Genomic DNA, 26602 nt, shown 5'->3' with positions numbered 1-26602 from the left:
AGAGTAGTTAAGACTCTACTTAATCTCATTTTAAACAGTGGTTAGTATAAATTTACCTTATGTATTACGGCTGTGAAATTTGCAAAATGGCACCGGCAGACAGCGTTGAGTTCATGGTTTATCATGAGTCAAGCCGCTATCGACATTGGCGGAAGGTGGTTTATATAAGGATCTGACTGATGGCCCGACTCACCGTATGTTGGGGGATGACCTCCCGATGAAACGTTCTGGACTTATCGCGCTCTTACTGCTGCTGGCCGGTTGTAGCGCAGAAAAAGGGATTATTGACCGCGACGGTTACCAGCTCGATACCCGCCATCCGGCGCAGGCAGCCTACCCGAGAGTGAAAGTCTTAGTCATTCACTATACCGCCGATGACTTTGACGTTTCCCTGGCGACCCTGACGGACAATCAGGTCAGCTCCCACTATCTGATCCCCGAGCAGCCGCCGCTGTATCAGGGCAAACCGCGGATCTGGCAACTGGTGCCGGAACAAGATTTGGCCTGGCATGCCGGGATTAGCTTCTGGCGCGGCAGTACACGCATTAACGATACGTCTATTGGCATTGAACTGGAGAACCGCGGCTGGCAGAAGAGCGCGGGGGTGAAAAGCTTTACACCGTTCAACCCGGCGCAGATTAACGCACTGATTCCGTTGGCAAAAGATATTATTTCCCGCTACCACATTGCGCCGCAAAACGTGGTTGCCCACGCCGATATTGCCCCGCAGCGTAAGGACGATCCCGGGCCGTTATTCCCATGGCGGCAGCTGGCCGGGCAAGGTATTGGCGCATGGCCGGATGCCAGTCGGGTGGCGTTTTATCTCAACGGTCGGCCATCGTATCAACCGGTTGATAGCGCTGAACTGCTGGATACGCTCTCCCGCTATGGCTATCAGGTCACGCCAGAGATGACCCCGGCGCAACAGAAACGAGTCATTATGGCCTTTCAGATGCACTTCCGCCCGGCGCGCTGGGATGGCGTCGCCGATGCTGAAACCCAGGCCATCTCCGATGCGCTGCTGGAAAAGTATGGCCAGGGATAACCTGAGGCTAGCGGTGTAATTTCCCGTGGTCCTTCAGCCAGGCGGCGGTGCGAATAATGCCGTCATCCAGCGTGACCACGGGTTGATAGCCCAGCTCTTGCTGAGCGCGGGAGATATCGAGGGTAAAATCAAAGTTCAGCTTGGAGACGCCGTAGTGGGTAAAGGCGGGTTCCCTGGCGGACTTGTTGCCAAAATGCTCCATACTGCGGGCGATAATATCCAGCATCGGGTAGGGCACTGAGCGGATCCGGCATTTAATGCCCAGTTCATCAATCAGCTTCTGCACGATGCTGTGCAGCGTGCGCGGTTCGCCGTTGGTGATATTCCAGGCGCGGCCAGAGGGCAAATGATCGCACTGTGGCTGGCTGGCGAGCCACATCGCATGTACCGCATTTTCATAATAGGTCATATCAACCAGCGCGCTGCCGCCGCGCGGAAGCAGGACGCTACCGTAGTGCTGCATCATTTGCGCCAGGCGAGGAATAAACACTTTATCATGGGGGCCGAACAGGCTTTGCGGACGCAGAATGGTAAAGCGGGTGTTGGGGTTCGCCTGGGCCAGCAGATGAATGACCTCTTCGCTGGCCGCCTTGCTGCGGGCAAATTCATTGGCGAAACGCTGCGGACGGAAATCTTCCTGCACATCGCGATGATGGTGATAATCAAAGTAGAGCGACGGGGAGGAGATATGAACGAAATTACGCACGCCCCAGGCAACGGCCCACTCTCCGAGACGGCGGGTAGCCCGCACGTTAGCGAGATCAAAAGCCTGCTGTGTACCCCAGGGAGAGGTAAAGCTTGAACAGTGCCACAGGGTATCGATACCGGCGAGCATCACTTTGGCCTGCGAAGAAACCAGTTCGGTTAAATCAGCAGGCACAAACTCGGCGCCCATTTTGCTCAGAAGCTTGCCCATCGCTTCATTACGCCCGGTGGCTCTGACGCTGATGCCTTGATGACGCAGATATTCCACCGCGTTGCGGCCTAATCCGCTGGTCGCACCGGTAACCAGTACCTTCATATCAACCTACTGTCCCAGAAAAGAATTTCGTGCGCATTTTTCCGTGATTCTCCTCATGATGCAATGAGAATGATGAAAGAATGCCACACATACTGCCTATTTGCCTGTGATTTGTTCGGCCAGCCGGGCAATGCGTCGCGCCATACCGCGAAAGATAAACAGATGCGCCGGGATCATCAGCAGCCAATAGAACAGCCCGGGCATGCCGTGAGGATGCCACCAGGCGCGGACATCCAGTTCGCGGCGATCGCCTTTGTCGCTCAGCGTAAAACTCAGGCGTCCAAGACCCGGCGCTTTCATGCCGAATAATAAGGTTAGCTGCTTTTGCGGTTCGACGATAATGACCTTCCAGCTGTCCACCGTATCACCGGTCCGTAGGTTGGCACGATCGGGACGACCTTTCGCCAGCCGGTGGCCGACCAACAGGTCCATCGCCCCGCGGATCCGCCACAGAATATTGCCAAAGAAGTAACCCTCTTTGCCGCCGATTTGATTGACCACCTGCCACAGCGCCGCCGCGCTGGCGTGGGTGCTCACCGTACAACCGGCCTGTTTAGGATAGTAGCCATACTCCGGCCGCCAGCGGGCAAACGCCTGGGCGTCATAGCCCCAGTCGCTGGAGTTGGCGAGCTGCTCTTCCTCTTTTAGCGTGCGGCGCACCGCTTCATCAAAGGAGAGCAGCGTCTGGGGGATCAGCGCGCGCAGGGTGCGATCGTCGGCGATCAGATCGTGCTTTAACCCCTGAATCAATGCCCGGGCGATAGTCGGAGGGACCGACGTAATCACGTTGAGAAACCACACCGAAATCCAGCGGGTGGGGAAGGGGATCGGGATTAACAGGCGATGTTTGCCGCTCACTGCCATAAAGCGAGTGAACTGCTGTTGGTAGCTTAATATTTCTGGTCCGGCGGCCTCCAGTACGCGATGAGCGCTGGCCGGATGGTGAAGCAGCTGCACCAGATAATAGAGCAGGTTTTCCAGAGCGACAGGCGTCGTTCGCGAGCGAACCCAGCGCGGTGGCGTCAGGATCGGCAGGTTGTAGACCATATCGCGCATCACTTCGAAAGCGGCGGAGCCGGCGCCGATGATAATTCCCGCCCGCAGTTCGGTGACCGGTACGGCGGATTCCCGCAGAATGTCGGCGGTGATTTGCCTGGCGCGCAGATGATCCGATTGTTCGGCTTCCGGCGCCTGCAGGGAGCTGAGAAAAATCAGCTGCCGGACCGGCGTGACGCGCAGGGCATCGCGAACGTTGACCGCGACCCGACGTTCGTGCGCAATAAAATCGCCGCCTTCGCCCATCCCGTGCACCAGATAATAAATGGTATCCACCTGCGCCAGCAGGGCGGAAAGCCCCTGCGGCTGGTTAAGATCGAGCGGATGGCAGCTTACGCCCGGAAGATTGAGTTTCTGCAGCCTGTCGACATGGCGTGCCGCCGCCAGCACCGGGTAACCCTGCTCGCTTAATGCCTGCACCAGATGCTGGCCGATATAGCCGCTGGCGCCGAGCACCAGAATTCGTTGCGACACGCCGGGCTCCTTAGCGCTGCAAAAATGCCTGCCAGTGGCCGACGACGTCCGCAAGCTGCTGGCGGCTGACATCCAGATGGGTGACCAGGCGCACGATCGGCGAGGCATTGATCAGCACGCCGCGCTGCTGCATAAATGCGCCCAGCGCTTCGGCGTGTTCTTCTCCCACGCGGACAAACACCATGTTGGTATCATGCCGGGTCACGTCGGCGCCCATTGCGCTGAGCTGCCCGGCCATCCACGCCGCATTGTCGTGGTCCTCTTTTAACCGTTGGACGTTGTTTTGCAGGGCATAGAGGCCTGCCGCCGCCAGAATACCGGCCTGGCGCATGCCGCCGCCGACCATTTTCCGCCAGCGGGTGGCGCGGCGAATGTACTCGTGGCTACCGATCAGCAGCGAGCCGACCGGCGTGCCCAATCCTTTAGAAAGACAGATAGTAAAAGAGTCGCAATATTGGGCGATATCCCGCAGCTCACAATCGTATTCCACGACCGCATTGAAGATACGCGCGCCGTCAACGTGCAGCGCCAGATTGCGCTCGCGGGTAAATTGCCAGGCTTCTTTGAGATAGTCGCGTGGCAGAACCTTACCGTTATGGGTATTTTCGAGGCTCAGCAGGCGAGTTGGGGCAAAGTGGATATCGTCAGGTTTAATCTTCGCGGCGACTTTATCCAGCGGCAGAGTGCCGTCTGCGGCGGCGTCTATCGGCTGCGGCTGAATGCTACCCAGTACCGCCGCACCGCCCGCTTCATACAGATAGTTATGCGCGCCCTGGCCGACGATATACTCTTCGCCGCGCTGGCAGTGGCTCAGCAGGCCGACCAGATTAGCCTGGGTACCGGTGGGCAGGAACAGCGCGGCTTCTTTACCGGCCAGCTGGGCGGCGTAGCGCTGAAGTTCATTTACCGTTGGATCGTCACCATACACGTCGTCTCCGACCGGGGCGGCCATCATCGCCTCCAGCATGGCGGGTGATGGGCGGGTTACGGTATCACTGCGTAAATCTATCACGGCATTTCCTTCTGGGTGGCTCATCCCGCAGGCGGCTGTGGCGCGCCTTTTCTGACCCCGGCGACAGGCGTGGTGCTGTCGTCGGGGATTCTCGGGCGCGCCGCATCACGGCATCGGGCATGATTTCAGGTATTAACTAAAAGAATGTTTTACCTGAGCCAGTTGGTTTTCGCCAGTTCGATTACCTCATCGCCGCGTCCGCTGATAATGGCGCGCAGCATGTACAGACTAAACCCTTTGGCCTGCTCCAGTTTGATCTGTGGCGGAATGGCCAGCTCCTCTTTGGCGACGACAACATCCACCAGTACCGGACCATCGGTACTAAACGCGGTCTGTAACGCGCTATCGACCTCGCTGGCTTTTTCGACGCGGATCCCTGTGATCCCGCAGGCTTCAGCAATGCGGGCGAAATTCGTGTCGTGCAATTCGGTGCCGTCGGTCAGATAGCCTCCGGCTTTCATTTCCATTGCCACGAAGCCGAGGACGCTATTGTTAAAAATGATAATTTTTACCGGCAGCTTCATTTGCGCCAGCGAGAGGAAGTCGCCCATTAACATGCTGAAACCGCCGTCGCCGCACATCGCCACCACCTGGCGATCCGGCGCTGTCGCCTTGGCGCCAATCGCCTGCGGCATGGCGTTAGCCATCGAACCGTGGTTAAACGACCCGATCAGGCGGCGTCGGCCGTTCATTTTCAGATAGCGGGCGGCCCAGACGGTTGGCGTCCCGACGTCGCAGGTGAAAATTGCGTCGTCGGCGGCAAAATGGCCGATCTGCTGCGCCAGATACTGCGGGTGAATCGCTTTGTCGCTTGGTTTCGCCAGGTCATCGAGTCCTTTACGCGCTTCGCGGTAGTGCTCAAGGGCTTTATCCAGAAACGCGCGGTCGGTTTTCTCTTCCAGATGCGGCAGCAGCGCGCCGAGCGTGGATTTAATATCGCCGACCAGCGCCATATCGACTTTGCTGTGGGCGCCGATGCTGCCGGGGTTGATATCAATCTGGATGATTTTGGCGTCGGTGGGGTAGAAGGCCCGGTAGGGGAACTGGGTTCCAAGCAGCACCAGGGTATCGGCATTCATCATGGTATGGAAACCTGAGGAGAAGCCAATCAGTCCGGTCATCCCGACATCATAGGGGTTGTCATACTCAACGTGCTCTTTGCCACGCAGGGCATGAACGACAGGGGCTTTTAATTTCGCGGCAAATTGGACCAGCTCGGCGTGCGCGCCGGCGCAGCCGCTGCCGCACAGCAGGGCGATATTGCTGGAATAGCGCAGTACCTGCGCCAGCTTTTTGATCTCCTCTTCCGGCGGCGTGACCGTCGGCAGCGGCGCAGCGTACCAATGAGTGCTGGCGTTCTCCGGCGCGGCTTTCAGCGCCACGTCGCCGGGCAGCACGACCACCGATACGCCACGGTTAATCACCGCTTTGCGCATCGCTATTGCCAGCACCTGCGGGATTTGCTCTGGCGTGGAGACCAGCTCGCAATAGTGGCTGCATTCGCGGAACAGCTCCTGCGGATGGGTTTCCTGAAAATAGCCGCTGCCGATTTCACTGGAGGGAATATGGGCGGCGATGGCCACCACGGGAACGTGGTTGCGATGGCAGTCAAAAAGGCCGTTAATCAGATGGAGGTTACCCGGGCCGCACGAACCTGCGCAAACCGCCAGTTCACCGGTTAACTGCGCTTCGGCGCCTGCCGCAAAGGCGGCGACTTCTTCATGTCGGGTGGGCATCCAGGCAATGGTGCCCATCCGGTTCAGGCTATCGCTCAGTCCATTGAGGGAGTCGCCGGTGACGCCCCATATGCGTTTTACGCCGGCCTGTTCAAGTGTTTTTGCTATGTATGCCGCCACAGTTTGCTTCATGGTTCTCCATCTCCTTTTTGTGATAACGCTTACAAGCTTAGATGAAACTGACCGTTCCGCCCGCCGGTCCCCCTCATTTTCCGCTGGTTTTATTGTTCGCCAATCCCGCATATTGTGTCGACACACCAGACGGTAAACAGGAATCATTTCAAATGGTTAAATCGCTGTTAAATGCTGTTAATAAAATGTTTTCACATGATGATGTCGGCAAACTCTTGTTACGACTTGCAGTGGGTGGGCTGATGCTGTTTCACGGATTGCATAAGCTTGTTGCTGGCGTGGACGGCATTAGCGGTATGCTGGTGGCCAAAGGATTGCCCGGTTTTATCGCCTATGGCGTACTGGTGGGGGAGGTGGTTGCGCCTTGTCTGCTGATTCTGGGGATCCTTACCCGCCCGGCGGCGCTGGTACTGGCGTTTACGATGATCGTGGCCTGGCTGATGGTGGGAATCGGCGAAACCGGATCGCTGGATAAAACCGGGGCCTGGGCAATTGAGAGTCTGGTCTATTTCTTTATTGGCGCGCTGGCGATTGCCTGTCTTGGGGCGGGGCGTTTCTCGGTGGTGGGAAATTCGGTCTGGCGATGAGGAATTGCCGGATGGCGCTGCGCTTATCCGGCCTACAGCGACTCTCGTAGGCCCGGTAAGCGTTAGCGCCACCGGGCATTTGTGTCGGGTGGCGCGGTGTTGACCCGACCGACAAAACGACAACGGCTCTCGTAGGTCGGACAAGTCTACGATCAGGCGAGAACCAAATCCCCCTGCGGATGGCAGGAGCAGGCCAGCACGTAACCCTCAGCGATTTCCGCATCGGTTAACGTCATGGTACTGCTGACGGTATATTCACCGGAAACCACTTTGGTTTTGCAGCAGCCGCACACCCCCGCGCGGCAGGCGACGGTCACCGGCACCTGGTTGCTTTCCAGCGCCTCCAGCAGCGTGGTGCCGACCGGTGCATAAAACGCCTTCGCCGGCTGCAGTTTGGTGAACTTCAGTCCGGCGGTGGCCGCTTGTGCAACCGGCGTAAAGAACTTTTCTTTAAAGAAGCGCGTTACGCCAAGGGCGGTCACTTCCTGCTCGACCCAATCCATATAGGGCGCAGGTCCGCAGGTCATTACCGTACGGGTTGCGAGGTCCGGCACGCTTTTCAGTAACTCCGTGGTCAGACGCCCGGCGACAAAACCGTGGGTAGCGTTATTTTCCGCCACCAGCGTCACCGGGTGCTGTCGCCACTCATCGGCGAAAATCACATCCTGAGGCGAGCGAACATTGTAAATCACCTGCACATCGGCCTGTGGACGATATTTTGCCAACCAGCGGCGCATCGACATAATCGGGGTCACGCCGCAGCCGGCGGCCAGCATCAGGAACTTGTCTTCCGCTTTATCTTCACAGGTGAACTCACCCATCGCGTCGGACAGCCAGAGATAATCACCGCGTTTGAGCTGACGGGTCAGCCACTGTGAGCCGGCTCCCTCGTCAATCCGGCGAACGGTCAGCGTAATGTATTCGCTGACCCCCGGCGTCGACGAAAGGGTGTAAGCGCGCAGCGTCTCTGCCGAATTGCGCACGCTCACCAGCGCGTACTGCCCGGCACGGTACGGATAATAGTCGTGGCAGAGCAACGAAATCGTCCAGACATCCGGCGTCTCCTGATGGATGTGATGAACCTGCATCCGCCACGGGCACTGATGGGTTGGCATGGTCATTCTCTCGCTCCTTACGCGCTTAGCAGCTGCTGCATGTCTTCTTCTACGGTGGTCACTGAACGCAGGCCAAACTTCTCATTGAGAATCGCCAGCAGGTCCGGCGTGAAGAAGCCCGGCGCGGTTGGACCGGTCACGATGTTCTTCACCCCCAGCGCAAGCAGGGTCAGCAGAATAACAATCGCTTTTTGCTCAAACCAGGAGAGCACCAGCGAGAGCGGGAGATCGTTGACGCCGCAGCCCAGTTTCTCCGCGAGGGTGACCGCCAGAATAATCGCCGAGTAGGCGTCGTTGCACTGACCGGCATCGACCAGACGCGGCAGACCTTCGATATCGCCGAAGTCCAGTTTGTTAAAGCGGTATTTACCGCAGGCCAGGGTCAGGATCAGGCAGTCATCCGGGACGCTGGTGGCGAAATCGGTGAAGTAGTTACGTTCACCGCGCGCGCCGTCGCAGCCGCCGACCAGGAAGATATGGCGCAGTTTTTCACGGCTCACCAGGTCGATAAGGGTATCCGCGGCGCCGAGCAGCGTCTGGCGACCGAAGCCGACGGTGATCAGGTGTGGAATTTCGCTGTACGGGAAGCCCGCCATCTGCTGTGCCTGAGCGATAACCGGAGCAAAATCATCCCCCTCGAGGTGATTGACGCCCGGCCAGCCGACAATGCTGCGGGTCCAGATACGGTCATCATAGGCGCCAACGGTCGGGTCGATAATGCAGTTCGAGGTCATCACGATAGGGCCAGGGAAGCGGGCAAATTCTACCTGCTGATTTTGCCAGCCGCTACCGTAGTTACCGATCAGATGTTTGAATTTACGCAGCTCCGGATAGCCGTGCGCCGGCAGCATTTCACCGTGGGTATAGACATTGACGCCGGTGCCTTCGGTTTGTTGCAGCAGATTGTAGAGATCTTTCAGGTCGTGGCCAGAGATCAGGATGCACTTGCCTTCGGTCGCTTTGACGTTGACCTGAGTCGGGGTCGGATGGCCATATTGAGTGGTTTCACCGGCATCCAGAATGCTCATTACTTTGAAGTTCATCTGGCCGATTTCCATTGAGCACTCCAGCAGAGCGTTCAGATCGGCGGGCCAGGTGCCTAACCAGGCCATGATTTTGTGGTACTGCGCATAAATGTCATTGTCGTACTGACCGAGAACGTGCGCGTGCTCCATATAGGCCGCTGCGCCTTTCAGGCCGTACAGGCACAGCAGACGCAGGCCGAGAATGTTCTCGCCAATAGCCGCTTTGTCTTTGTTGGGGGTAAATTCCGCCGCCTGGCGCTGCAGGTCGCCGAGATCGTCGCTCGCCAGCTGCAGATCGGCCATCGGGTTATCGACGCTGGCGGTCGCATCAACGCTCAGGCATTGTGCTTTCAGCGCGTCGCGCATGGCAATCGCCTCACGCGCGTAGCCAACAATACGCGGGGAATCGAAGTTAACGTTGGTCAGCGTGGAGAAAAATGCGCGCGGGGCAAAATTATCAACATCATGATTGATGATGCCATATTCACGGGCCTTTACCGCCCATGCGGACAGACCTTGTAGGGAAGCAATCAGCAGATCCTGGAGATCGGACGTTTCTGCCGTTTTACCGCACATACCCTGCGCGTAAGAGCAGCCGTTCCCTGCCGGGGTACGGATGGTTTGTTCACATTGCACACAAAACATGGTCACACCTTTTTTAAAGTTATATTTGAGATACATGTTTAAGGTTATGCCGGTAAAAGAAGGGAGAAAAGGTATTTCTGATACAATTTAAAGGGAGATTGATTTAGCGCAAATTTGGCCGCGGTGGGCTACCGCCACGGAGGTACAGATCAAGACCAGGGCGATGTGCCCCCGGGCGCGGCGAATACCATCGCCGGGGGCAGAGTGAGGGCGCTGAATGCTTCAGGCCGAGAAGAGGGCGATCAGCACTGGCACCAGCAGGCTCAGAACAAAACCGTGGACGATGGCGGCAGGGACAATCTCGACGCCGCCGGAACGCTGTAAAACCGGCAGGGTAAAGTCCATTGAGGTGGCGCCGCATAGCCCTAATGCCGTGGAGCGACTGCGGCGAACCAGGCCCGGGATCAGCATGATGGCCAGCAGCTCGCGGGAAAGGTCGTTGAAGAATGCGGCGCTGCCGATGACCGGTCCAAAGGATTCAGTCATCAGGATCCCGGAGAGCGAATACCAGCCGAACCCGGAGGCCATGGCCAGACCGGTCTTCAGCGGCAGGTCGAGAATAAAGGCGTTAATCACCCCGCCGGCTAATGAACTCGCCGTGACGACCACTGCCACAATCATGCCGCGACGATTAAGTACTATTTGCCGTAAAGTCATTCCATTATTTCGCAGCTGAATACCAATCAGGAACAGCAGGAAGATCAGCGTATATTCGCTCGCCTCGGTGGCATGCTGTAAAAATGACAAACCGCTCAGACCAATCAGGAAACCAATAAGCACCACGCCGCACAGCTGCAGAGATTCCATGGCCATTGCGACGCGCGAAGGTAATTTCTCCTGCCGGTGCTGGTGACGCCACGGCATTTTCTGCTCGAGCCACATTAATGCGGCAATATTACACAGCAGAATAACCACCACGCTGACCACCGCATAATGAAGAATAGACAGCAGGTTGCTGGAGAGATTGTCGAGGAAGGCGAGACTAATCCCCATGAAAAAGAGGATCACGTAGACAATCCAGCTCAACAGTCGCGTAATAAGTTTTAGTACTGAAGGGTGACGCAGAGGAATAAGGTAGCCGGCAACCAATGGCAGCAGAATGATTAATAATCCCGAAAACATGAACGATCTGGTCCTTGCAGAATGAGGTGAGCACCACTGACACTACCCAAATCAGAGAACCGAGTAAAGCTGTGCCTGAAAAGAAAGGCCCGGCATTGCCGGGCCTTGCGTGAAACCAGATAAAGGGTTAATTGCGTTTTTCCAGCAGAGTACGGTACAACACGCCGCCGAGGATACCGCCGATAACAGGCATCACCCAGAATAACCACAGCTGCTGCAGCGCCCAACCCCCCTGGAAAATCGCCACGGCGGTGCTGCGCGCCGGGTTAACCGAGGTATTGGTGACCGGGATGCTGATCAGGTGGATTAAGGTCAGCGCCAGGCCAATCGCGATGGGCGCGAAGCCGGCCGGTGCGTTTTTATCCGTTGCACCATGAATGACCAGCAGGAAGCCGCAGGTCAGGACAATTTCAATCACAATGGCGGACAGCATGGAGTAGCCGCCAGGCGAATGTTCTCCGAAGCCGTTGGAAGCAAAGCCGCTGGCTGCGGCATCAAAACCGGTTTTACCGCTGGCCACCACATACAGAACGGCAGCGGCAATAATACCGCCAACCACCTGGGCAATAATATAGCCAATCACGTCCTTCGCCGGGAAACGACCGCCGGCCCACAGACCTAAAGTGACCGCCGGGTTGAAGTGCCCGCCGGAAATATGACCGACGGCAAATGCCATGGTTAATACAGTTAAACCGAAGGCTAAAGCCACCCCGGCAAACCCAATTCCCAGCTCCGGGAAGGCTGCGGCGAGCACGGCGCTACCGCACCCACCAAACACAAGCCAGAATGTACCAAAGCATTCCGCTGCTAATTTTCTGAACATAACCACCTCAAAAGAATAATGTAAACGGGCACGGATTGTGTGCCGATCTTTATTTATCGACATAAAGGATAACGATAAAAATAAAGCGACGCTATTTTATGGACGATCGTCATCCTGCGGCTAGCTAAATAACTAGATTTAATTTGATTTAGGGCAATGTGATCTTAATCCTTGCACCATTGGTGATTGCACAAAAGTGTAGAACAAAAATAATAAAGATAACCACTTTGGCGAATGAATTATTTTCAGAATAAATAGCACGGTTAATAATCATAACCCGGGCAATGTCACTCGTCGGCTCGGGGCCGCGTTTGGGCCGGTAGTGTCATGTTTACGCATGTCTCGCTATACTGCTGATTATTGAAGGAGAAAGTGGTGACTGAGCGGAGGAGATATGCATCTTGAGCGGGTAGAAATCGTCGGTTTTCGCGGCATCAATCGTTTATCGCTGATGCTGGAGCAAAATAACGTTTTGATCGGCGAGAATGCATGGGGTAAATCCAGCCTGCTGGATGCGCTGACGCTACTGCTTTCGCCGGAATTTGAGCTCTATCACTTCGTCCGCGATGATTTCTGGTTTCCGCCGGGCGATGTTCAGGGACGTGAACATCATCTGCATATCATTTTGACCTTCCGCGAGAATGAGCCAGGCCACCATCGGGTGCGCCGTTTTCGTCCGCTGAGCGACTGCTGGGTGCCCTGCGAGGATGGCTATCAGCGCATTTTTTATCGCCTGGAAGGCGAGCTGACCGATGACAACAGCGTCATGACGCTGCGCAGCTTTATCAACAGCAGAGGCGAGGCGCTGGCGCTGGACGATATTGACGAAATGGTGCGCCACCTGGTGCGGCTGATGCCGGTTCTGCGTCTGCGCGATGCGCGCTTTATGCGGCGCATTCATAATGATGCCGTTCCGCACTCGCCGCAGATTGAGATAACCGCTCGCCAGCTGGATTTTCTCTCCCGCGAGCTGGTGAATCACCCGCAAAATTTAACCGATAGTCAGATACGCCAGGGGCTATCGGCTATGGTGCAACTGCTGGAGCACTATTTTGCCGAGCAGAGTAGCGCGCAATCTCGTCACCGCCTGATGCGTCGTCACTCGCATGACGAACAGCGTAGCTGGCGTTACCTGGATATTATTAACCGGATGATTGATAAGCCCGGCGGCCGTAGCCATCGGGTGATCCTGCTTGGCCTGTTTTCAACCCTGCTACAGGCCAAAGGGACGGTAAGGCTCGACCGCGACGCGCGGCCTCTGCTGTTGATTGAAGATCCGGAAACGCGTCTGCATCCTATTATGCTGTCGGTAGCCTGGCATTTACTGAATTTGCTGCCGCTGCAGCGCGTCACAACCACCAATTCCGGCGAACTCCTGTCGTTGACGCCGGTGGAACACGTCTGCCGACTGGTGCGCGAATCCTCGCGCGTATCGGCCTGGCGGCTTGGGCCTGGGGGAATGAATGCGGAAGATAGCCGGCGCATCGCTTTTCACATTCGCTTTAACCGCTCCTCCTCACTGTTTGCCCGCTGCTGGCTGCTGGTTGAAGGGGAGACCGAGACCTGGGTTATCAACGAACTGGCCCGGCAGTGCGGGCATCATTTTGATGCTGAAGGGGTCAAGGTCATTGAATTTGCTCAGTCGGGGCTGAAGCCGCTGATCAAGTTTGCCCGTCGGATGGGAATTCAATGGCACGTGCTGGTCGACGGCGATGAGGCGGGGAAAAAATATGCGGCGACGGTTCGTGGCCTGCTCAACGATGATCGCGATCTTGAACGCGAGCACCTGACCACGCTTCCGGCGCTGGACATGGAGCACTTTATGTATCGCCAGGGCTTTAACGATGTTTATCATCGGGTGGCGCAGCTACCGGCGAATGTGCCGATGAATATGCGACGGGTGATTACCAAGGCGATTCACCGCTCGTCAAAACCGGATCTGGCCATTGAGGTGGCGATGGAGGCCGGTCGCCGCGGCGTGGAGTCGGTGCCGACGCTGCTGAAAAAAATGTTCTCCCGCGTGCTGTGGCTGGCGCGCGGTCGGGCAGACTAAGCGTGGTGACAATAAGAATGATTCAAATTTAGCGTTATGTTTTTACCCTCTGCGGATAGAATCACCACCTGGCTCTGCGAGTGAAAACATCAGGAATTTTTATGAAGCTCAATGGAAAACGCAGGAAAGTCTGGTGGCTGCTGGTCGTTATCGTGCTGGCGCTGGCCTTCTGGGGATGGCGGATACTCAATGCGCCGCTGCCGCAGTATCAGACATTAGTGGTGCGTAAAGGCGATTTACAGCAGAGCGTGCTGGCCACCGGCAAACTGGACGCCCTGCGCAAAGTCGATGTCGGGGCGCAGGTCAGCGGACAGTTAAAAACGCTGCGCGTGAATATCGGCGACAAGGTTCAGAAGGATCAGCTGCTGGGGGTGATTGACCCCGAGCAGGCGCAAAACCAGATCAAAGAAGTCGACGCGACGTTGATGGAACTGCGCGCCCAGCTGAATCAGGCGCGCGCCGAACGTAAGCTTGCCGCGGTCACCCTGGCTCGCCAGCAGCAGCTGGCCCAACGCCAGCTGGTTTCCCGCCAGGAGCTGGATACGGCGGCGACGGATTTGGCGGTGAAAGAGGCGCAGATTGGTACCATTGAAGCGCAGATAAAGCGTAATCAGGCGACGTTGGATACCGCCAAAACCAACCTCGACTACACGCGGATTCTGGCGCCGATGTCTGGGGAAGTGACGCAAATTACCACCCTGCAGGGGCAAACGGTGATTGCCGCCCAGCAGGCGCCCAATATTCTGACCCTGGCCGATCTCAGTACGATGCTGGTCAAAGCTCAGGTATCTGAGGCGGACGTGATTCACCTTCGCCCGGGGCAAAAAGCCTGGTTTACCGTGCTCGGCGACCCGCTGACCCGCTACGAGGGGAGCCTGAAGGATATTTTACCTACCCCGGAAAAAGTCAACGACGCCATTTTCTATTACGCTCGCTTTGAAGTGCCGAACCCGCAGGGGATCCTGCGCCTGGAGATGACGGCCCAGGTACATATCCAGATGGCGGAAGTCAAAAATGTCATCACCATCCCGCTCAGCGCGCTGGGCGATGCCATCGGCGATAACCGTTACCACGTGCGGCTGCTACGCACCGGCGAGGTGAAAGAGCGCGAAGTGACTATCGGCGCGCGCAACGATACCGATGTGGCGGTGGTGAAAGGGCTGGAAGAAGGCGATGAAGTGATCGTCGGCGAAAGTCGTAGCGGGACGGCAAAATGACGGCGTTGCTGGAACTGCGTGATATCCGCCGCAGCTACCTCTCCGGCGACGGCAGTGTTGACGTGCTCAAGGGCGTGACGCTGAGCATTGCCGCTGGTGAAATGGTGGCGATTGTCGGAGCATCGGGTTCAGGAAAATCGACGCTGATGAATATTCTTGGCTGTCTCGATAAGCCGACCAGCGGCAGCTACCGCGTTGCCGGAACCGATGTCTCCTCGCTCAGCGGTGATGCGCTGGCCCGCCTGCGACGGGAACATTTTGGTTTTATTTTCCAGCGTTACCATCTGCTCTCGCACCTGACGGCAGCGCAGAATGTTGAAGTCCCGGCGGTGTATGCCGGGGCCGAGCGACGAGAACGTCTGGCCCGGGCGCATGATTTGCTGGTGCGGCTTGGTCTGGGAGAGAGAGCGGAATATCAACCTTCGCAGCTCTCCGGCGGCCAGCAGCAGCGGGTCAGTATCGCCCGCGCGCTGATGAATGGCGGGGAGGTGATTCTGGCCGATGAGCCGACCGGCGCATTGGACAGCCGCTCGGGTGAAGAGGTCATGGCGATTCTGCACCAGCTGAAATCGCAGGGGCATACGGTGATTATCGTCACCCATGATCCGCAGGTGGCGGCGCAGGCCGAACGGATCATTGAGATCCACGATGGGGAAATTGTGCGTAACCCGCCGGCGAAAGGTCCGGTCAGCGGCGGGGTAGCCCGGCCGTTGGGCGGTGAAGAGCCTTCCGCATGGCGCCAGTTTACCAGCGGTTTTCGTGAAGCGCTGGTGATGGCCTGGCGGGCGATGGCGGCGAATAAAATGCGCACGCTGTTGACCATGCTCGGCATCATTATTGGCATCGCGTCGGTGGTGTCGATCGTGGTGGTCGGCGATGCGGCGAAGCAGATGGTGCTGGCGGATATTCGCGCGATTGGCACCAACACGATCGATGTTTATCCCGGTAAAGATTTTGGCGATGACGACCCCCGCTATCAGCAGGCGCTGAAATATGACGATCTGCTGGCCATTCAGAAGCAGCCGTGGGTGAGTTCGGCGACGCCCGCGGTGTCGAAAAGCCTGCGTCTGCGTGCCGACAATATCGATGTTGCCGCCAGCGCGGAAGGGGTCGGGCCACAGTATTTTAATGTCTACGGCATGACCTTTAGCGAAGGCAATACGTTTAACGAGCTGCAGCTCAACAGTCGGGCGCAGGTGGTGGTGCTGGATAGCAATACGCGTCGCCAGCTGTTTCCGCACAAAACGCGAGTTGTCGGGGAGATAATCCTCGTCGGCAATATGCCGGCGACCATCGTCGGGGTCGCGGATGAGAAGCAGTCGATGTTCGGCAGCAGTAAAATCCTCCGTGTCTGGCTGCCGTACACCACCATGGCCGGGAGAGTGATGGGGCAATCGTGGCTCAATTCGATTACCGTTCGCGTGAGGGAAGGGTATGACAGCGCCGCCGCCGAACAGCAGCTGCTGCGTTTGCTTGAGTTGCGCCATGGCAAAAAAGATGTTTTTACCTGGAATATGGACAGCATCTTGAAAACGGCGGAACGGACCACACATACATTACAGCTGTTTCTGACGCTGGTTGCGGTGATTGCGCTGGTGGTGGGCGGTATCGGCGTTATGAATATCATGCTGGTGTCGGTGACCGAACGAACGCGTGAAATTGGGATTCGGATGGCGGTCGGGGCGCGGGCCAGCGACGTACTGCAGCAGTTTCTGATTGAGGCTGTTTTAGTCTGTCTGGTCGGCGGCGCGCTCGGCGTGACTTTATCGCTGATGATCGCGGTGGTTCTGCAGCTGTTTTTACCCGGCTGGGAGATCGGTTTTTCTCCGCTGGCGCTGCTGACGGCGTTTTTGTGCTCGACGCTAACCGGCGTGCTGTTTGGTTGGCTGCCGGCGCGAAATGCCGCGCGCCTCGATCCGGTGGATGCGCTGGCCCGCGAGTAGAAACAAAAAAATGCCAGTCAGAAGGACTGGCATTTTACTGGCAGGATGTACACAATGAAGCAAAAGAGTTATGCAGCCGCTTCTGCTTCCACAGGAACAATCACGCTGGCGTGATTGCCTTTCGGCCCCTGGTGAACATCAAACCGAACGGCTTGTCCGGCTTTAAGCGTTCTGTAACCATCCATCTGGATGGTGGAGTAATGGGCGAAAATGTCTTCGCCGCCGCCCTCAGGGCAAATAAAGCCGAACCCTTTGGCATTGTTGAACCACTTAACAGTACCCATTTCCATACTTCGACATCCTTCGTAAATCTTTATAAGTAAGATGGAATGAACCGGTGGTGGAGTGACGAGTTGTTCAAATGCTCGCCAACTCTCGCTAGTACAATTTAGAGAAATACGGAAATGCGTCAAGCAATTGACGGTAGTGGGAGGCGAAAAATGCGTCAAAATTTGAAGCAGTTAACGCTATTGCCGGGGAATGTGACAGACATCGCGGATGGAAGTAATAGATGATAGTTATCTATGATCTATTGTAGATTTGCGTTGTGCATAGCCTCTGGTCATCGACAGGCCGCCGCCTGTTGGCAACAGCAACCGATGATGAATACTGACGATGAGTAAGAGAGATTGGCTGGACTTCGATCAGCTGGTAGAAGACGAAGTTCGTAATGAGCTTAAACCACCATCTATGTATAAAGTGATATTGCTCAATGATGACTACACTCCAATGGAGTTTGTTATTGACGTGTTACAAAAATTCTTTTCTTATGATGTAGAACGTGCAACGCAACTGATGCTGACGGTTCACTATCAAGGTAAAGCGATTTGTGGTGTATTTACCGCAGAAGTGGCGGAGACCAAAGTCGCGATGGTGAATGAATACGCGAAGGAGAACGAGCATCCATTGCTGTGTACGCTAGAGAAAGCCTGAAGACAGGCGTGAAAATTGGGGGAGGTGCCTATGCTCAATCAAGAACTGGAACTCAGTTTAAACATGGCTTTCGCCAGAGCGCGCGAGCACCGTCATGAGTTCATGACCGTCGAGCACTTGCTGCTGGCGCTGCTCAGCAACCCCTCGGCCCGCGAGGCGCTTGAAGCGTGTTCCGTGGACCTGGTGGCGCTGCGTCAGGAACTTGAAGCCTTCATCGAACAGACCACACCCGTTCTGCCCGCCACGGAAGAAGAGCGTGACACCCAGCCGACGCTGAGTTTTCAGCGTGTGCTGCAGCGTGCCGTCTTCCACGTACAATCCTCCGGCCGCAGCGAAGTGACCGGCGCTAACGTTCTGGTCGCGATTTTCAGCGAGCAGGAATCACAGGCGGCCTATCTGCTGCGTAAACACGAAGTGAGCCGTCTTGACGTCGTCAACTTCATCTCTCACGGTACACGCAAAGACGAGCCGAGCCAGTCTTCCGATAACAGCGGAAGCCAGCCCAGCAATGAAGAGCAAGCAGGCGGGGAGGAACGTATGGAAAACTTCACCACCAATCTTAATCAGCTTGCTCGCGTCGGCGGAATTGATCCGCTGATCGGCCGCGACAAAGAGCTGGAGCGCGCGATTCAGGTGCTGTGCCGCCGCCGTAAAAATAACCCGCTGCTGGTGGGTGAGTCCGGCGTGGGTAAGACCGCGATTGCCGAGGGTCTGGCCTGGCGGATCGTTCAGGGCGACGTGCCGGAAATCATGGCCGATTGCACCATCTACTCGCTGGATATAGGCTCCCTGCTGGCGGGCACGAAATATCGCGGCGATTTTGAAAAACGTTTCAAAGCGCTGCTTAAACAGCTTGAGCAGGATACCAACAGCATTCTGTTTATTGATGAAATCCACACCATTATCGGTGCGGGCGCGGCATCAGGCGGCCAGGTCGATGCCGCTAATCTGATTAAACCGCTGCTCTCCAGCGGCAAGATTCGGGTGATGGGTTCCACAACCTATCAGGAATTCAGCAACATCTTCGAAAAAGACCGGGCGCTGGCTCGTCGCTTCCAGAAGATAGATATTACCGAACCTTCCGTGGAAGAGACGGTGCAGATTATCAACGGCCTGAAGCCGAAGTACGAAGCGCACCACGATGTGCGCTATACCGCGAAAGCGGTGCGTGCGGCGGTGGAGCTGGCGGTGAAATACATTAACGATCGCCATCTGCCGGATAAGGCTATTGACGTCATTGATGAAGCCGGTGCGCGGGCGCGGTTAATGCCGGCCAGCAAACGGAAGAAAACCGTCAACGTTGCGGATATCGAGTCCGTGGTGGCGCGTATTGCCCGTATTCCTGAGAAGAGCGTCTCGCAGAGCGATCGCGATACGCTGAAAAATCTCGGCGACCGCCTGAAAATGCTGGTCTTCGGCCAGGGCAAAGCGATCGAAGCGTTAACCGAAGCGATTAAGATGGCGCGCGCGGGCCTCGGTCACGAGCACAAGCCCGTCGGCTCTTTCCTCTTCGCCGGGCCGACCGGAGTCGGGAAAACCGAGGTTACCGTGCAGCTGGCGAAAGCGCTGGGCATTGAGCTGCTGCGTTTTGATATGTCTGAATATATGGAACGTCATACCGTCAGCCGCTTAATTGGCGCGCCTCCGGGCTACGTTGGTTTCGATCAGGGCGGGCTGCTGACCGATGCGGTGATTAAACATCCGCATGCGGTACTGCTGCTTGATGAGATCGAAAAAGCGCATCCGGACGTCTTTAACCTGCTGCTGCAGGTGATGGATAACGGTACGCTGACCGACAATAACGGCCGCAAGGCGGACTTCCGCAACGTGGTGCTGGTGATGACGACCAACGCCGGCGTGCGTGAGACCGAGCGTAAATCGATTGGTCTTATCCAGCAGGATAACAGTCCGGATGCGATGGATGAGATCAAGAAGATCTTTACCCCGGAATTCCGCAACCGTCTCGACAACATTATCTGGTTCGATCATCTGTCCACGACGGTGATCCATCAGGTGGTGGATAAGTTTATCGTCGAGCTGCAGGTTCAGCTGGATCAGAAAGGCGTCTCGCTGGAAGTGAGCCAGGAAGCGCGTGACTGGCTGGCAGAAAAAGGCTACGACCGGGCAATGGGCGCACGTCCGATGGCGCGCGTGATTCAGGATAACCTGAAGAAACCGCTGGCTAACGAACTGCTGTTCGGCTCGCTGGTGGACGGCGGACAGGTCACCGTTGCGTTGGATAAAGAGAAGGGCGCGTTGACTTATGACTTCCAGAGCGCGCAGAAGCACAAACCAGAAACGGCACATTAATGCCGCTCCGTGATAGCAAAAACCGGCCTGCGGGCCGGTTTTTTTATGCCGCTTTTAGCCGGCTGCAGATATGAAAAGACCGGGAATTATCCCGGCCTTCAGCATCTGACGCCACGAGGGCGGAAAACTATCAGCGACTACGGAAGACAATGCGGCCTTTGCTCAGGTCGTACGGGGTCAGCTCAACAGTCACTTTGTCGCCCGTCAGAATGCGGATGTAGTTTTTACGCATTTTACCGGAAATATGCGCAGTTACCACGTGACCGTTTTCCAGTTCTACGCGGAACATTGTGTTAGGCAACGTGTCAAGTACGGTGCCCTGCATTTCAATATTGTCTTCTTTGGCCATCTAGTCCTCTGGGGTATCACTACCGTAGTTTTGAACCGGCAAGATAATGCCGAAGTTCAGCGAGTAAGTAAAGGTTTACGTTTGTGCACTTTATCTTTCAGGCTGCCTTCGCTCACTCGGTTACATAGTTATTGACGCAGCCAGGCGCTTTGCGGTGCCACCTGACGCATCCAAAATTATTAAGGGTAAAATCATTGAAGTAGTTTTGGCGCATTGCCCGGAATTCACACGGATAAGCCGCATGACAGGCGCAAACGTAAAGGGGAGCGACAGAACGATGGGCGTTATCTGACTCTTATTATTCCCAAACGGCGGCGGGGCAACAGGCAGAAGCTACTCTACTGCGCAATTATACCATCACGGTAAAAAATGTGCTGAAAACATTTACACATCGCCGGTAAATAGCACCCGGGGCACCCAGAATCTTTCCGGCAGGCGACGGGCGCGCAATACCGACAGCGCATCAAGATAATCGCGGCGGGGGATTTCGATGGCGCCCAGCGATGCCGTGTGCTTATTCAGGACCTGGCAATCGATTAATTTCCCACCGTCGCGGATAAACGCCTGGCAGAATATCAGCAAGGCCGTTTTCGACGCATTTTCCGCGCGGCTGAACATTGACTCGCCGCAAAACAGCGCGCCTTGCGCTACGCCGTACATTCCTCCCACCAGCGTCTCGCCTTGCCACACTTCAATCGAGTGCGCATGGCCAAGCTCATGCAGCTGGTGATAGGCCTTGACGATGCTGGAGGTGATCCATGTCCCTTCATCGCGATTGTCGGCACAACCTTCAATCACCTGGCCAAACGCGTGGTTCAGCGTCACGCGATAGGGCGATCGCTGGTGAAAACGCTTCATGCTGCGGCTGAGATGGAACTGATCGGGCCACAGCACCGCCCGCGGATCGGGGGACCACCATAAAATCGGGTCGCCCGGCGAAAACCAGGGGAAAATCCCGTGCTGATAGGCCATAAGCAGACGCGACGGACTGAGATCGCCGCCGAGCGCCAGCAGGCCATTGGGTTCGCGTAACGCTCCCTCCGGGGAAGGGAAGGCAATGGACTGACGGGAGAGCTGAACCAGACGCATTTTAACCTCAATACGCACCAGGCAATTGTTCAATATATTCGCTGTGGTTCAAGCGGATGGTCCGTCGCCATACCGGCAACGCCAGGACGCAGCGGACCGCTCTTTCAGCACGCCTGAAACTCATAGAGTATATACGCAAAACGGCGTGAAACAGCCGGACTACAGACGCTGCTTAAACTGGTAGTAACGCCCTTGTTCAGCCAGCAGTTCCGCGTGACTACCTTGCTCAATAATCTTGCCGTTGTCCATGACAATTATCCGATTAAACCGCGCCAGTCCGCGCAGGCGGTGAGTTACCATCAGCACGGTTTTTTCACGCATCACTTCAGCCAGTAAATCCAGAATCTGGCTCTCCGTCGTCGCATCAAGGCCTTCGGTCGGCTCATCGAGTAACATCAGCGGCGCATCGTGCAGCAGCGCACGGGCAATGGCCAGTCTGCGCAGTTCACCGCCGGAAAGCTGGCGGCCGCCTTCGCCCAGCCAGGCGTTGAGACCGCTATCTTCCAGTAGTTTTTCCAGTCCGACACGCTCCAGAGCTTTCATCAGCTGGATATCGCTGGCGCCGGGAGCGGCCAGCAACAGGTTATCGCGCAGCGTGGCGCTAAACAGATGCACGCGCTGTGGAACCACGCTCATCGCCTGACGCAAAGTGGCCTCGTTAAGCCGGGTTAACGGCTGGTCGTTGAGTAAAATCTCGCCATCAGCCGGATCCCAGGCGCGGGTCAGAAGCTGCAGCAGCGTAGATTTACCGCAGCCGGTGCGGCCAAGAATGGCAATATGCTCCCCTGCGCCGACCTGCAATGAGATATTTTCCAGCGCCGGAGAAGGCTGCTGTGGATAGCTGAAGGTGACCTGGTTCAACGTCAATGAGACCTGCCCGAACGCCTGCCCGTTGCCGGCGGTGAAAGTGACCTCCGGCTGTTGCGCGGTAATCTGCGTAATTCGGCGGGCGGAAGCAATCACCTGCCCGAGATGCTGAAAGGCGCCGGTTACCGGCGCCAGCGCTTCAAATGCCGCCAGCGCGCAGAAGACAAAAAGGGCGATCAGCGCGCCGGGTTGGCTGTTGCCGCCTACCCCAGCAGAGGTGAGCCACAGCATCGCAACCACAGCAACGCCACCGATCAGCAGCATCAGCGCCTGCGACAGCGCCGTCAGCTCCGCCTGACGACGCTGGGCATCCTGCCAGCGCTGCTCGGTTTTTTCCAGCTGCTTGCGGTAGCGGTCGCTGGCGCTGAACAGCATCAGTTCAGCCTGTCCTTGCAGCCAGGCGGTTAGCTGTTGACGGTATTGCCCGCGCATTTGCGTGATACTCTCACCGGCGGGTTTCCCGGCGCGATAAAACAGCGGCGGCAGGACCAGTAGAGTCACCAGCATAATACCGCCTAGCGTCAGCGCCAACGTGACATCGAGAATGCTTAAGCCTGCGGTGACCACCACAATGACAACCAGTGCGCCGATCAGCGGCGAGATGACCCGCAGATAGAGATGGTCAAGGGTGTCGACGTCGGCGACCACCCGGTTGAGGAGTTCACCTTGACGAAAACGCGCCAGCCCGGCAGGGGAGAGGGGGAGCAGTTTACTGAAGGTAAACACCCGCAGATGCTGTAACACGCGGAAGGTGGCATCGTGGCTGACCAGACGTTCGAAATAGCGACCGGCGGTACGGATAATCGCCGCACCGCGAACGCCGGCTGCCGGCAGCATATAGTTGAAACTGTAAATACCGGCGACGCCAACGACGGCAGAAGCGGATAAGAACCAGCCTGATAGCGTCAGCAGGCCGATACTGGCCAGCAGGGTGACGATAGCCAGTACCACGCCGAGAGTCAGCAGCCAGATATGGCGTTTATACAACGCCAGATAAGGTAATAGTGCGCGCATTTAAATCTCCTCCTGACGGTGGGCTAACAGGGCGGCAAAAGGCCCGTTTGCCATCGCCAACTGGCTATACGTCCCTTGTTCGACTATCTGCCCATCCTGCATCACCCAGATGGCATCCCAGTCGGCGATACCTTCCAGCTGGTGGGTCACCATCAGCGTTGTTTGCTGCGAAGAGGCATTAAAGAGCGCCTGCATGACCCGCTGTTCGCTATGCGCATCAAGGCTGGCGGCCGGCTCATCCAGCAATAACAGCCGGCACGGTACCAGCAGCGCCCGCGCCACGGCGATACGCTGCGCCTGCCCGACGGACAGACGACCCGCCTGATCGCCGACCGGCGTATTAATCCCTTGCGGCAGTTGCGAGATGAATTCGCTCACCCAGGCTTTATCCAGCGCAAGCTGAAGCTGTGCTTCGCTGGCTTCCGGCCAGGCCAGCAGAACGTTTTCGCGAAGCGTGGCGGCGGGTAGCTGCGGGTTCTGCCCCACCCAGCTGAGCAGACGATGCCAGCGGCTGGCGTCAAGATCGCGCAGTTCAACGCCGTTGACCAACAGCGAGCCGTCGTAAGGGAGAAAACCGGTCAAAGCATTCAAAAGCGAACTTTTGCCGGAGCCGCTCTGACCGACCAGCACGACGCGTTTACCGGCAGGGAGCGTAAAGTTCAGCGGCCCCGCCAGGATTTTGCCTTCCGGCGATTTGACGATCGCATCGCGCGCTTCGAGACCGATCGGTTCGTTGTCGCTGAGGAGCTTCTCGCCGCGAGTTTCCTGCGCCAGCGGCTTTTCCATAAACGTTTTCAGACTATCCGCGGCACCGATGGCCTGTGCTTTGGCATGGTAAAAGGTGCCTAAATCACGCAGCGGCTGGAAAAACTCCGGCGCCAGGATCAGGGCCAGGAAACCTGACATCAGGGTGACGCCTACGCCATAGTGGCCAAAGTTGAGCTCTCCGAGATAGGAGAAACCGAAGTAAACCGCAACCAGAGCAATGGAAAGCGAGGTGAAAAACTCCAGTACGCCGGAGGAGAGAAAGGCGAGGCGTAACACTTCCATCGTCCGCTGGCGGAAATCCTGGGAAGCATGGCGAATATTGTCCGTCTCCGCTTCGCCACGGTGAAAGAGACGCAGCGTTTCCATCCCGCGCAGACGGTCGAGAAAGTGGCCGCTCAGGCGAGCGAGCGCCAGAAAGTTGCGGCGATTAGCCTCCGCCGCGCCCATGCCGACCAGCGCCATAAACAGCGGGATCAGCGGGGCGGTGCCGAGAAGAATCAGCGCCGCCGCCCAGTTTATCGGGAAAATGGTGATGACAATCAGCAGCGGGACGCTGGCGGCGAGGGTCATCTGCGGGAGATAGCGCGCGTAGTAGTCGTGCATATCGTCAATTTGCTCAAGCACCAGCGTCGCCCAGCTTCCGGCGGGTTTCCCCTGAATCCACGCGGGACCGGCCTGCTGCAGGCGATCGAGCACCTGGCGGCGTATTTCATAGCGAATATGCTGCCCGGCATAGAAACCTACCCGCTCGCGCAGCCATACCACCCAGGCCCGCAGAACAAAAATCAGCACCAGGACGATAAACGGCAATACCAGCGCCGTCGCCGGAATATTCTCCATAATCATGCGATGAAGGATCCGCGCCAGCAGCCAGGCCTGACCGACGATCAGCAGGCCGCTAATGACGCCCAGCGCGCGGGAAATCATCAACCAGCGACGGGAGAGAATGCTTTGCTCTTTTAACCAGCGTGTTAACTCTTGTTGACGGGTTTTATTCATTGCGCACTTAGCAGGTGTAGTTATGAGGTTTTTAGGCCACGCAATGTTACAACGAGGAAAAAATAAAGGCGACTTTTCGTCGCCTTCTTTACCTTTGTTACTGACTTGTAAAGATTATTTGCACGCGTCAGCTAAACCATCAAGATAACGTTCAGCATCCAGCGCCGCCATACAGCCGGTACCGGCAGAGGTGATGGCCTGGCGATAGATATGGTCCATCACATCACCTGCGGCGAATACGCCCGGAATGCTGGTCTGGGTGGCATTGCCGTGGATCCCGGACTGCACTTTGATATAGCCGTTTTCCAGCGCCAGCTGGCCTTCGAAAATGGCCGTGTTGGGGCTGTGGCCAATCGCCACAAACAGACCCGCGACCTCCAGAGACTCGACATTGTCGGCATTCTGCGTATCACGCAGACGCAGACCGCTGACGCCCATCTGGTCGCCCGTCACTTCTTCCAGCGTGCGATGGGTATGCAGCACGATATTTCCGTTGGCCACTTTATCCATCAGACGATTAATCAGGATTTTTTCGGCGCGGAAGGTATCACGGCGGTGAATCAGGTGGACTTCGGAGGCGATGTTAGACAGGTACAGGGCTTCTTCCACCGCGGTATTGCCGCCGCCGATGACGGCCACTTTCTGGTTGCGATAGAAGAATCCGTCGCAGGTCGCACAGGCGGAAACGCCGCGTCCTTTGAAGGCTTCTTCTGACGGGAGCCCCAGATAGCGTGCTGAAGCGCCGGTGGCGATAATCAGCGCGTCACAGGTGTACTCGCCGCTGTCGCCGACCAGGCGGAAAGGACGGTTTTGCAGATCGACGCTATTGATATGGTCGAAAATAATTTCGGTATCGAATTTCGTCGCATGTTCGTGCATCCGTTCCATCAGCAGCGGCCCGGTCAGATCGTTGGGATCGCCCGGCCAGTTTTCCACTTCCGTGGTGGTGGTCAGCTGACCGCCTTTTTCCATGCCGGTAATCAGTACCGGCTGCAGGTTTGCGCGCGCGGCGTAGACTGCAGCGGTATATCCCGCAGGTCCAGAACCAAGAATAAGCAGTTTACTGTGTTTGGTCGTGCCCATGAGATCCCCATAATTTATTGGCATACATTGGGCTGGATTGTAGGGAATTTGTTGACGTAAAAAAAGAGCGCAGCAGTTTTGTTAACGATATGTGCAATAGAGGCCGCCAATGAACTGGCGATTTTACGTGCGAAGAATATAACTAATTCTACTGTCGTCGGGACAATTATAAGAGGAAAACATG

Annotated in this window: 21 protein-coding genes; 7 read left to right on the top strand and 14 right to left on the bottom strand. The window is 56.7% G+C overall.

What is annotated here, in order from left to right:
- Positions 1-217: 217 nt before the first annotated feature.
- Positions 218-1045, top strand: a complete 828-nt coding sequence (locus GRPL_RS04440) for an N-acetylmuramoyl-L-alanine amidase (RefSeq protein WP_032700518.1) — start codon at positions 218-220, stop codon at positions 1043-1045.
- 7 nt (positions 1046-1052) lie between these two features.
- Here GRPL_RS04440 and GRPL_RS04445 read toward each other — a convergent pair whose 3' ends face one another.
- The 4 genes from GRPL_RS04445 to poxB all read right to left on the bottom strand — a co-directional run bounded on the left by GRPL_RS04445 (position 1053) and on the right by poxB (position 6476).
- Positions 1053-2066, bottom strand: a complete 1014-nt coding sequence (locus GRPL_RS04445) for a 3-beta-hydroxysteroid dehydrogenase (RefSeq protein WP_032695647.1) — start codon at positions 2064-2066, stop codon at positions 1053-1055.
- Between the two features lie 96 nt (positions 2067-2162).
- Entirely contained in the window at positions 2163-3596 is a 1434-nt protein-coding gene (locus GRPL_RS04450; protein ID WP_032700456.1) for a DUF2867 domain-containing protein, read from the bottom strand.
- Between the two features lie 10 nt (positions 3597-3606).
- A complete protein-coding gene (ltaE, locus tag GRPL_RS04455; RefSeq protein ID WP_032700455.1) occupies positions 3607-4608 on the bottom strand; it encodes a low-specificity L-threonine aldolase in 1002 nt (333 codons plus the stop codon).
- Positions 4609-4757: 149 nt separating this feature from the next.
- Positions 4758-6476, bottom strand: coding sequence for a ubiquinone-dependent pyruvate dehydrogenase (poxB, locus tag GRPL_RS04460; RefSeq protein ID WP_032688647.1), 1719 nt, complete (start codon positions 6474-6476; stop codon positions 4758-4760).
- Positions 6477-6628: 152 nt separating this feature from the next.
- Between poxB and GRPL_RS04465 the strand changes: the two genes are divergently transcribed.
- Entirely contained in the window at positions 6629-7063 is a 435-nt protein-coding gene (locus GRPL_RS04465) for a DoxX family protein (RefSeq protein ID WP_032688646.1), read from the top strand.
- A 152-nt stretch (positions 7064-7215) separates the two neighbouring features.
- Here GRPL_RS04465 and hcr read toward each other — a convergent pair whose 3' ends face one another.
- From hcr to aqpZ, 4 genes are all read right to left on the bottom strand, one after another.
- Positions 7216-8184: an NADH oxidoreductase gene (gene hcr / locus GRPL_RS04470; RefSeq protein ID WP_032700454.1), complete on the bottom strand. Its 969-nt coding sequence runs from the start codon at positions 8182-8184 to the stop codon at positions 7216-7218.
- Between the two features lie 11 nt (positions 8185-8195).
- Positions 8196-9848 (bottom strand): hydroxylamine reductase, encoded by a 1653-nt coding sequence (gene hcp, locus GRPL_RS04475; RefSeq protein ID WP_032700517.1) that lies wholly within the window; start codon positions 9846-9848, stop codon positions 8196-8198.
- Positions 9849-10070: 222 nt separating this feature from the next.
- Positions 10071-10970 carry a LysO family transporter gene (locus GRPL_RS04480; RefSeq protein WP_032688644.1) on the bottom strand — a complete coding sequence of 300 codons (900 nt, stop codon included), beginning with the start codon at positions 10968-10970 and terminating at the stop codon, positions 10071-10073.
- Between the two features lie 127 nt (positions 10971-11097).
- Positions 11098-11793, bottom strand: coding sequence for an aquaporin Z (gene aqpZ / locus GRPL_RS04485; protein ID WP_032688642.1), 696 nt, complete (start codon positions 11791-11793; stop codon positions 11098-11100).
- Between the two features lie 394 nt (positions 11794-12187).
- On the opposite strand from aqpZ, the gene GRPL_RS04490 reads away from it, so the two are divergent.
- The 3 genes from GRPL_RS04490 to macB all read left to right on the top strand — a co-directional run bounded on the left by GRPL_RS04490 (position 12188) and on the right by macB (position 17006).
- Complete coding sequence (locus GRPL_RS04490) at positions 12188-13846, top strand: ATP-dependent endonuclease (protein WP_032688641.1); 1659 nt, start codon at positions 12188-12190, stop codon at positions 13844-13846.
- A gap of 101 nt (positions 13847-13947) precedes the next feature.
- Positions 13948-15063, top strand: coding sequence for a macrolide transporter subunit MacA (gene macA / locus GRPL_RS04495; protein WP_032688640.1), 1116 nt, complete (start codon positions 13948-13950; stop codon positions 15061-15063).
- Positions 15060-17006 carry a macrolide ABC transporter ATP-binding protein/permease MacB gene (macB, locus tag GRPL_RS04500; protein ID WP_032700453.1) on the top strand — a complete coding sequence of 649 codons (1947 nt, stop codon included), beginning with the start codon at positions 15060-15062 and terminating at the stop codon, positions 17004-17006. The genes macA and macB overlap by 4 nt, the downstream gene beginning before the upstream one ends.
- A 68-nt stretch (positions 17007-17074) precedes the next feature.
- On the opposite strand, the gene cspD is transcribed toward macB, so the two are convergent.
- Positions 17075-17296 (bottom strand): cold shock-like protein CspD, encoded by a 222-nt coding sequence (cspD, locus tag GRPL_RS04505; protein ID WP_004860015.1) that lies wholly within the window; start codon positions 17294-17296, stop codon positions 17075-17077.
- 325 nt (positions 17297-17621) lie between these two features.
- Here cspD and clpS point away from each other — a divergent pair, with 325 nt between their 5' ends.
- Together clpS and clpA are read left to right on the top strand one after the other, a co-directional pair.
- The gene (clpS, locus tag GRPL_RS04510) at positions 17622-17939 is read left to right on the top strand and encodes an ATP-dependent Clp protease adapter ClpS (RefSeq protein ID WP_004860017.1); all 318 of its coding nucleotides are present in this window, start codon (positions 17622-17624) and stop codon (positions 17937-17939) included.
- Positions 17940-17969: 30 nt separating this feature from the next.
- Entirely contained in the window at positions 17970-20249 is a 2280-nt protein-coding gene (clpA, locus tag GRPL_RS04515) for an ATP-dependent Clp protease ATP-binding subunit ClpA (RefSeq protein ID WP_032688638.1), read from the top strand.
- 130 nt (positions 20250-20379) lie between these two features.
- Here clpA and infA read toward each other — a convergent pair whose 3' ends face one another.
- The 5 genes from infA to trxB all read right to left on the bottom strand — a co-directional run bounded on the left by infA (position 20380) and on the right by trxB (position 26418).
- Positions 20380-20598: a translation initiation factor IF-1 gene (gene infA / locus GRPL_RS04520; protein ID WP_002211347.1), complete on the bottom strand. Its 219-nt coding sequence runs from the start codon at positions 20596-20598 to the stop codon at positions 20380-20382.
- Positions 20599-20982: 384 nt separating this feature from the next.
- Positions 20983-21687 carry a leucyl/phenylalanyl-tRNA--protein transferase gene (gene aat / locus GRPL_RS04525; protein ID WP_032700452.1) on the bottom strand — a complete coding sequence of 235 codons (705 nt, stop codon included), beginning with the start codon at positions 21685-21687 and terminating at the stop codon, positions 20983-20985.
- A 159-nt stretch (positions 21688-21846) separates the two neighbouring features.
- Positions 21847-23568 carry a heme ABC transporter ATP-binding protein/permease CydC gene (gene cydC / locus GRPL_RS04530; protein WP_032700451.1) on the bottom strand — a complete coding sequence of 574 codons (1722 nt, stop codon included), beginning with the start codon at positions 23566-23568 and terminating at the stop codon, positions 21847-21849.
- Positions 23569-25335 carry a heme ABC transporter permease/ATP-binding protein CydD gene (gene cydD, locus GRPL_RS04535; RefSeq protein WP_032700450.1) on the bottom strand — a complete coding sequence of 589 codons (1767 nt, stop codon included), beginning with the start codon at positions 25333-25335 and terminating at the stop codon, positions 23569-23571.
- A gap of 114 nt (positions 25336-25449) precedes the next feature.
- Positions 25450-26418 (bottom strand): thioredoxin-disulfide reductase, encoded by a 969-nt coding sequence (trxB, locus tag GRPL_RS04540; RefSeq protein WP_004860029.1) that lies wholly within the window; start codon positions 26416-26418, stop codon positions 25450-25452.
- Positions 26419-26602: the final 184 nt, after the last annotated feature.

This window comes from Klebsiella planticola ATCC 33531, assembly GCF_000735435.1.
GTDB lineage: Bacteria > Pseudomonadota > Gammaproteobacteria > Enterobacterales > Enterobacteriaceae > Klebsiella > Klebsiella planticola.
Note: the sequence above shows the minus strand (reverse complement) of the source record. Positions and strands in the feature narration are given on the sequence as shown.

What these genes read in the sequence shown, in the direction of transcription:
- GRPL_RS04440 (WP_032700518.1), top strand. Translation starts at nt 218, where the DNA reads ATGAAACGTTCTGGACTTATCGCGCTCTTACTGCTGCTGGCCGGTTGT.
- GRPL_RS04445 (WP_032695647.1), bottom strand. Translation starts at nt 2,066, where the DNA reads ATGAAGGTACTGGTTACCGGTGCGACCAGCGGATTAGGCCGCAACGCG.
- poxB (WP_032688647.1), bottom strand. Translation starts at nt 6,476, where the DNA reads ATGAAGCAAACTGTGGCGGCATACATAGCAAAAACACTTGAACAGGCC.
- GRPL_RS04465 (WP_032688646.1), top strand. Translation starts at nt 6,629, where the DNA reads ATGGTTAAATCGCTGTTAAATGCTGTTAATAAAATGTTTTCACATGAT.
- hcr (WP_032700454.1), bottom strand. Translation starts at nt 8,184, where the DNA reads ATGACCATGCCAACCCATCAGTGCCCGTGGCGGATGCAGGTTCATCAC.
- hcp (WP_032700517.1), bottom strand. Translation starts at nt 9,848, where the DNA reads ATGTTTTGTGTGCAATGTGAACAAACCATCCGTACCCCGGCAGGGAAC.
- GRPL_RS04480 (WP_032688644.1), bottom strand. Translation starts at nt 10,970, where the DNA reads ATGTTTTCGGGATTATTAATCATTCTGCTGCCATTGGTTGCCGGCTAC.
- aqpZ (WP_032688642.1), bottom strand. Translation starts at nt 11,793, where the DNA reads ATGTTCAGAAAATTAGCAGCGGAATGCTTTGGTACATTCTGGCTTGTG.
- GRPL_RS04490 (WP_032688641.1), top strand. Translation starts at nt 12,188, where the DNA reads ATGCATCTTGAGCGGGTAGAAATCGTCGGTTTTCGCGGCATCAATCGT.
- macA (WP_032688640.1), top strand. Translation starts at nt 13,948, where the DNA reads ATGAAGCTCAATGGAAAACGCAGGAAAGTCTGGTGGCTGCTGGTCGTT.
- macB (WP_032700453.1), top strand. Translation starts at nt 15,060, where the DNA reads ATGACGGCGTTGCTGGAACTGCGTGATATCCGCCGCAGCTACCTCTCC.
- cspD (WP_004860015.1), bottom strand. Translation starts at nt 17,296, where the DNA reads ATGGAAATGGGTACTGTTAAGTGGTTCAACAATGCCAAAGGGTTCGGC.
- clpS (WP_004860017.1), top strand. Translation starts at nt 17,622, where the DNA reads ATGAGTAAGAGAGATTGGCTGGACTTCGATCAGCTGGTAGAAGACGAA.
- clpA (WP_032688638.1), top strand. Translation starts at nt 17,970, where the DNA reads ATGCTCAATCAAGAACTGGAACTCAGTTTAAACATGGCTTTCGCCAGA.
- infA (WP_002211347.1), bottom strand. Translation starts at nt 20,598, where the DNA reads ATGGCCAAAGAAGACAATATTGAAATGCAGGGCACCGTACTTGACACG.
- aat (WP_032700452.1), bottom strand. Translation starts at nt 21,687, where the DNA reads ATGCGTCTGGTTCAGCTCTCCCGTCAGTCCATTGCCTTCCCTTCCCCG.
- cydC (WP_032700451.1), bottom strand. Translation starts at nt 23,568, where the DNA reads ATGCGCGCACTATTACCTTATCTGGCGTTGTATAAACGCCATATCTGG.
- cydD (WP_032700450.1), bottom strand. Translation starts at nt 25,335, where the DNA reads ATGAATAAAACCCGTCAACAAGAGTTAACACGCTGGTTAAAAGAGCAA.
- trxB (WP_004860029.1), bottom strand. Translation starts at nt 26,418, where the DNA reads ATGGGCACGACCAAACACAGTAAACTGCTTATTCTTGGTTCTGGACCT.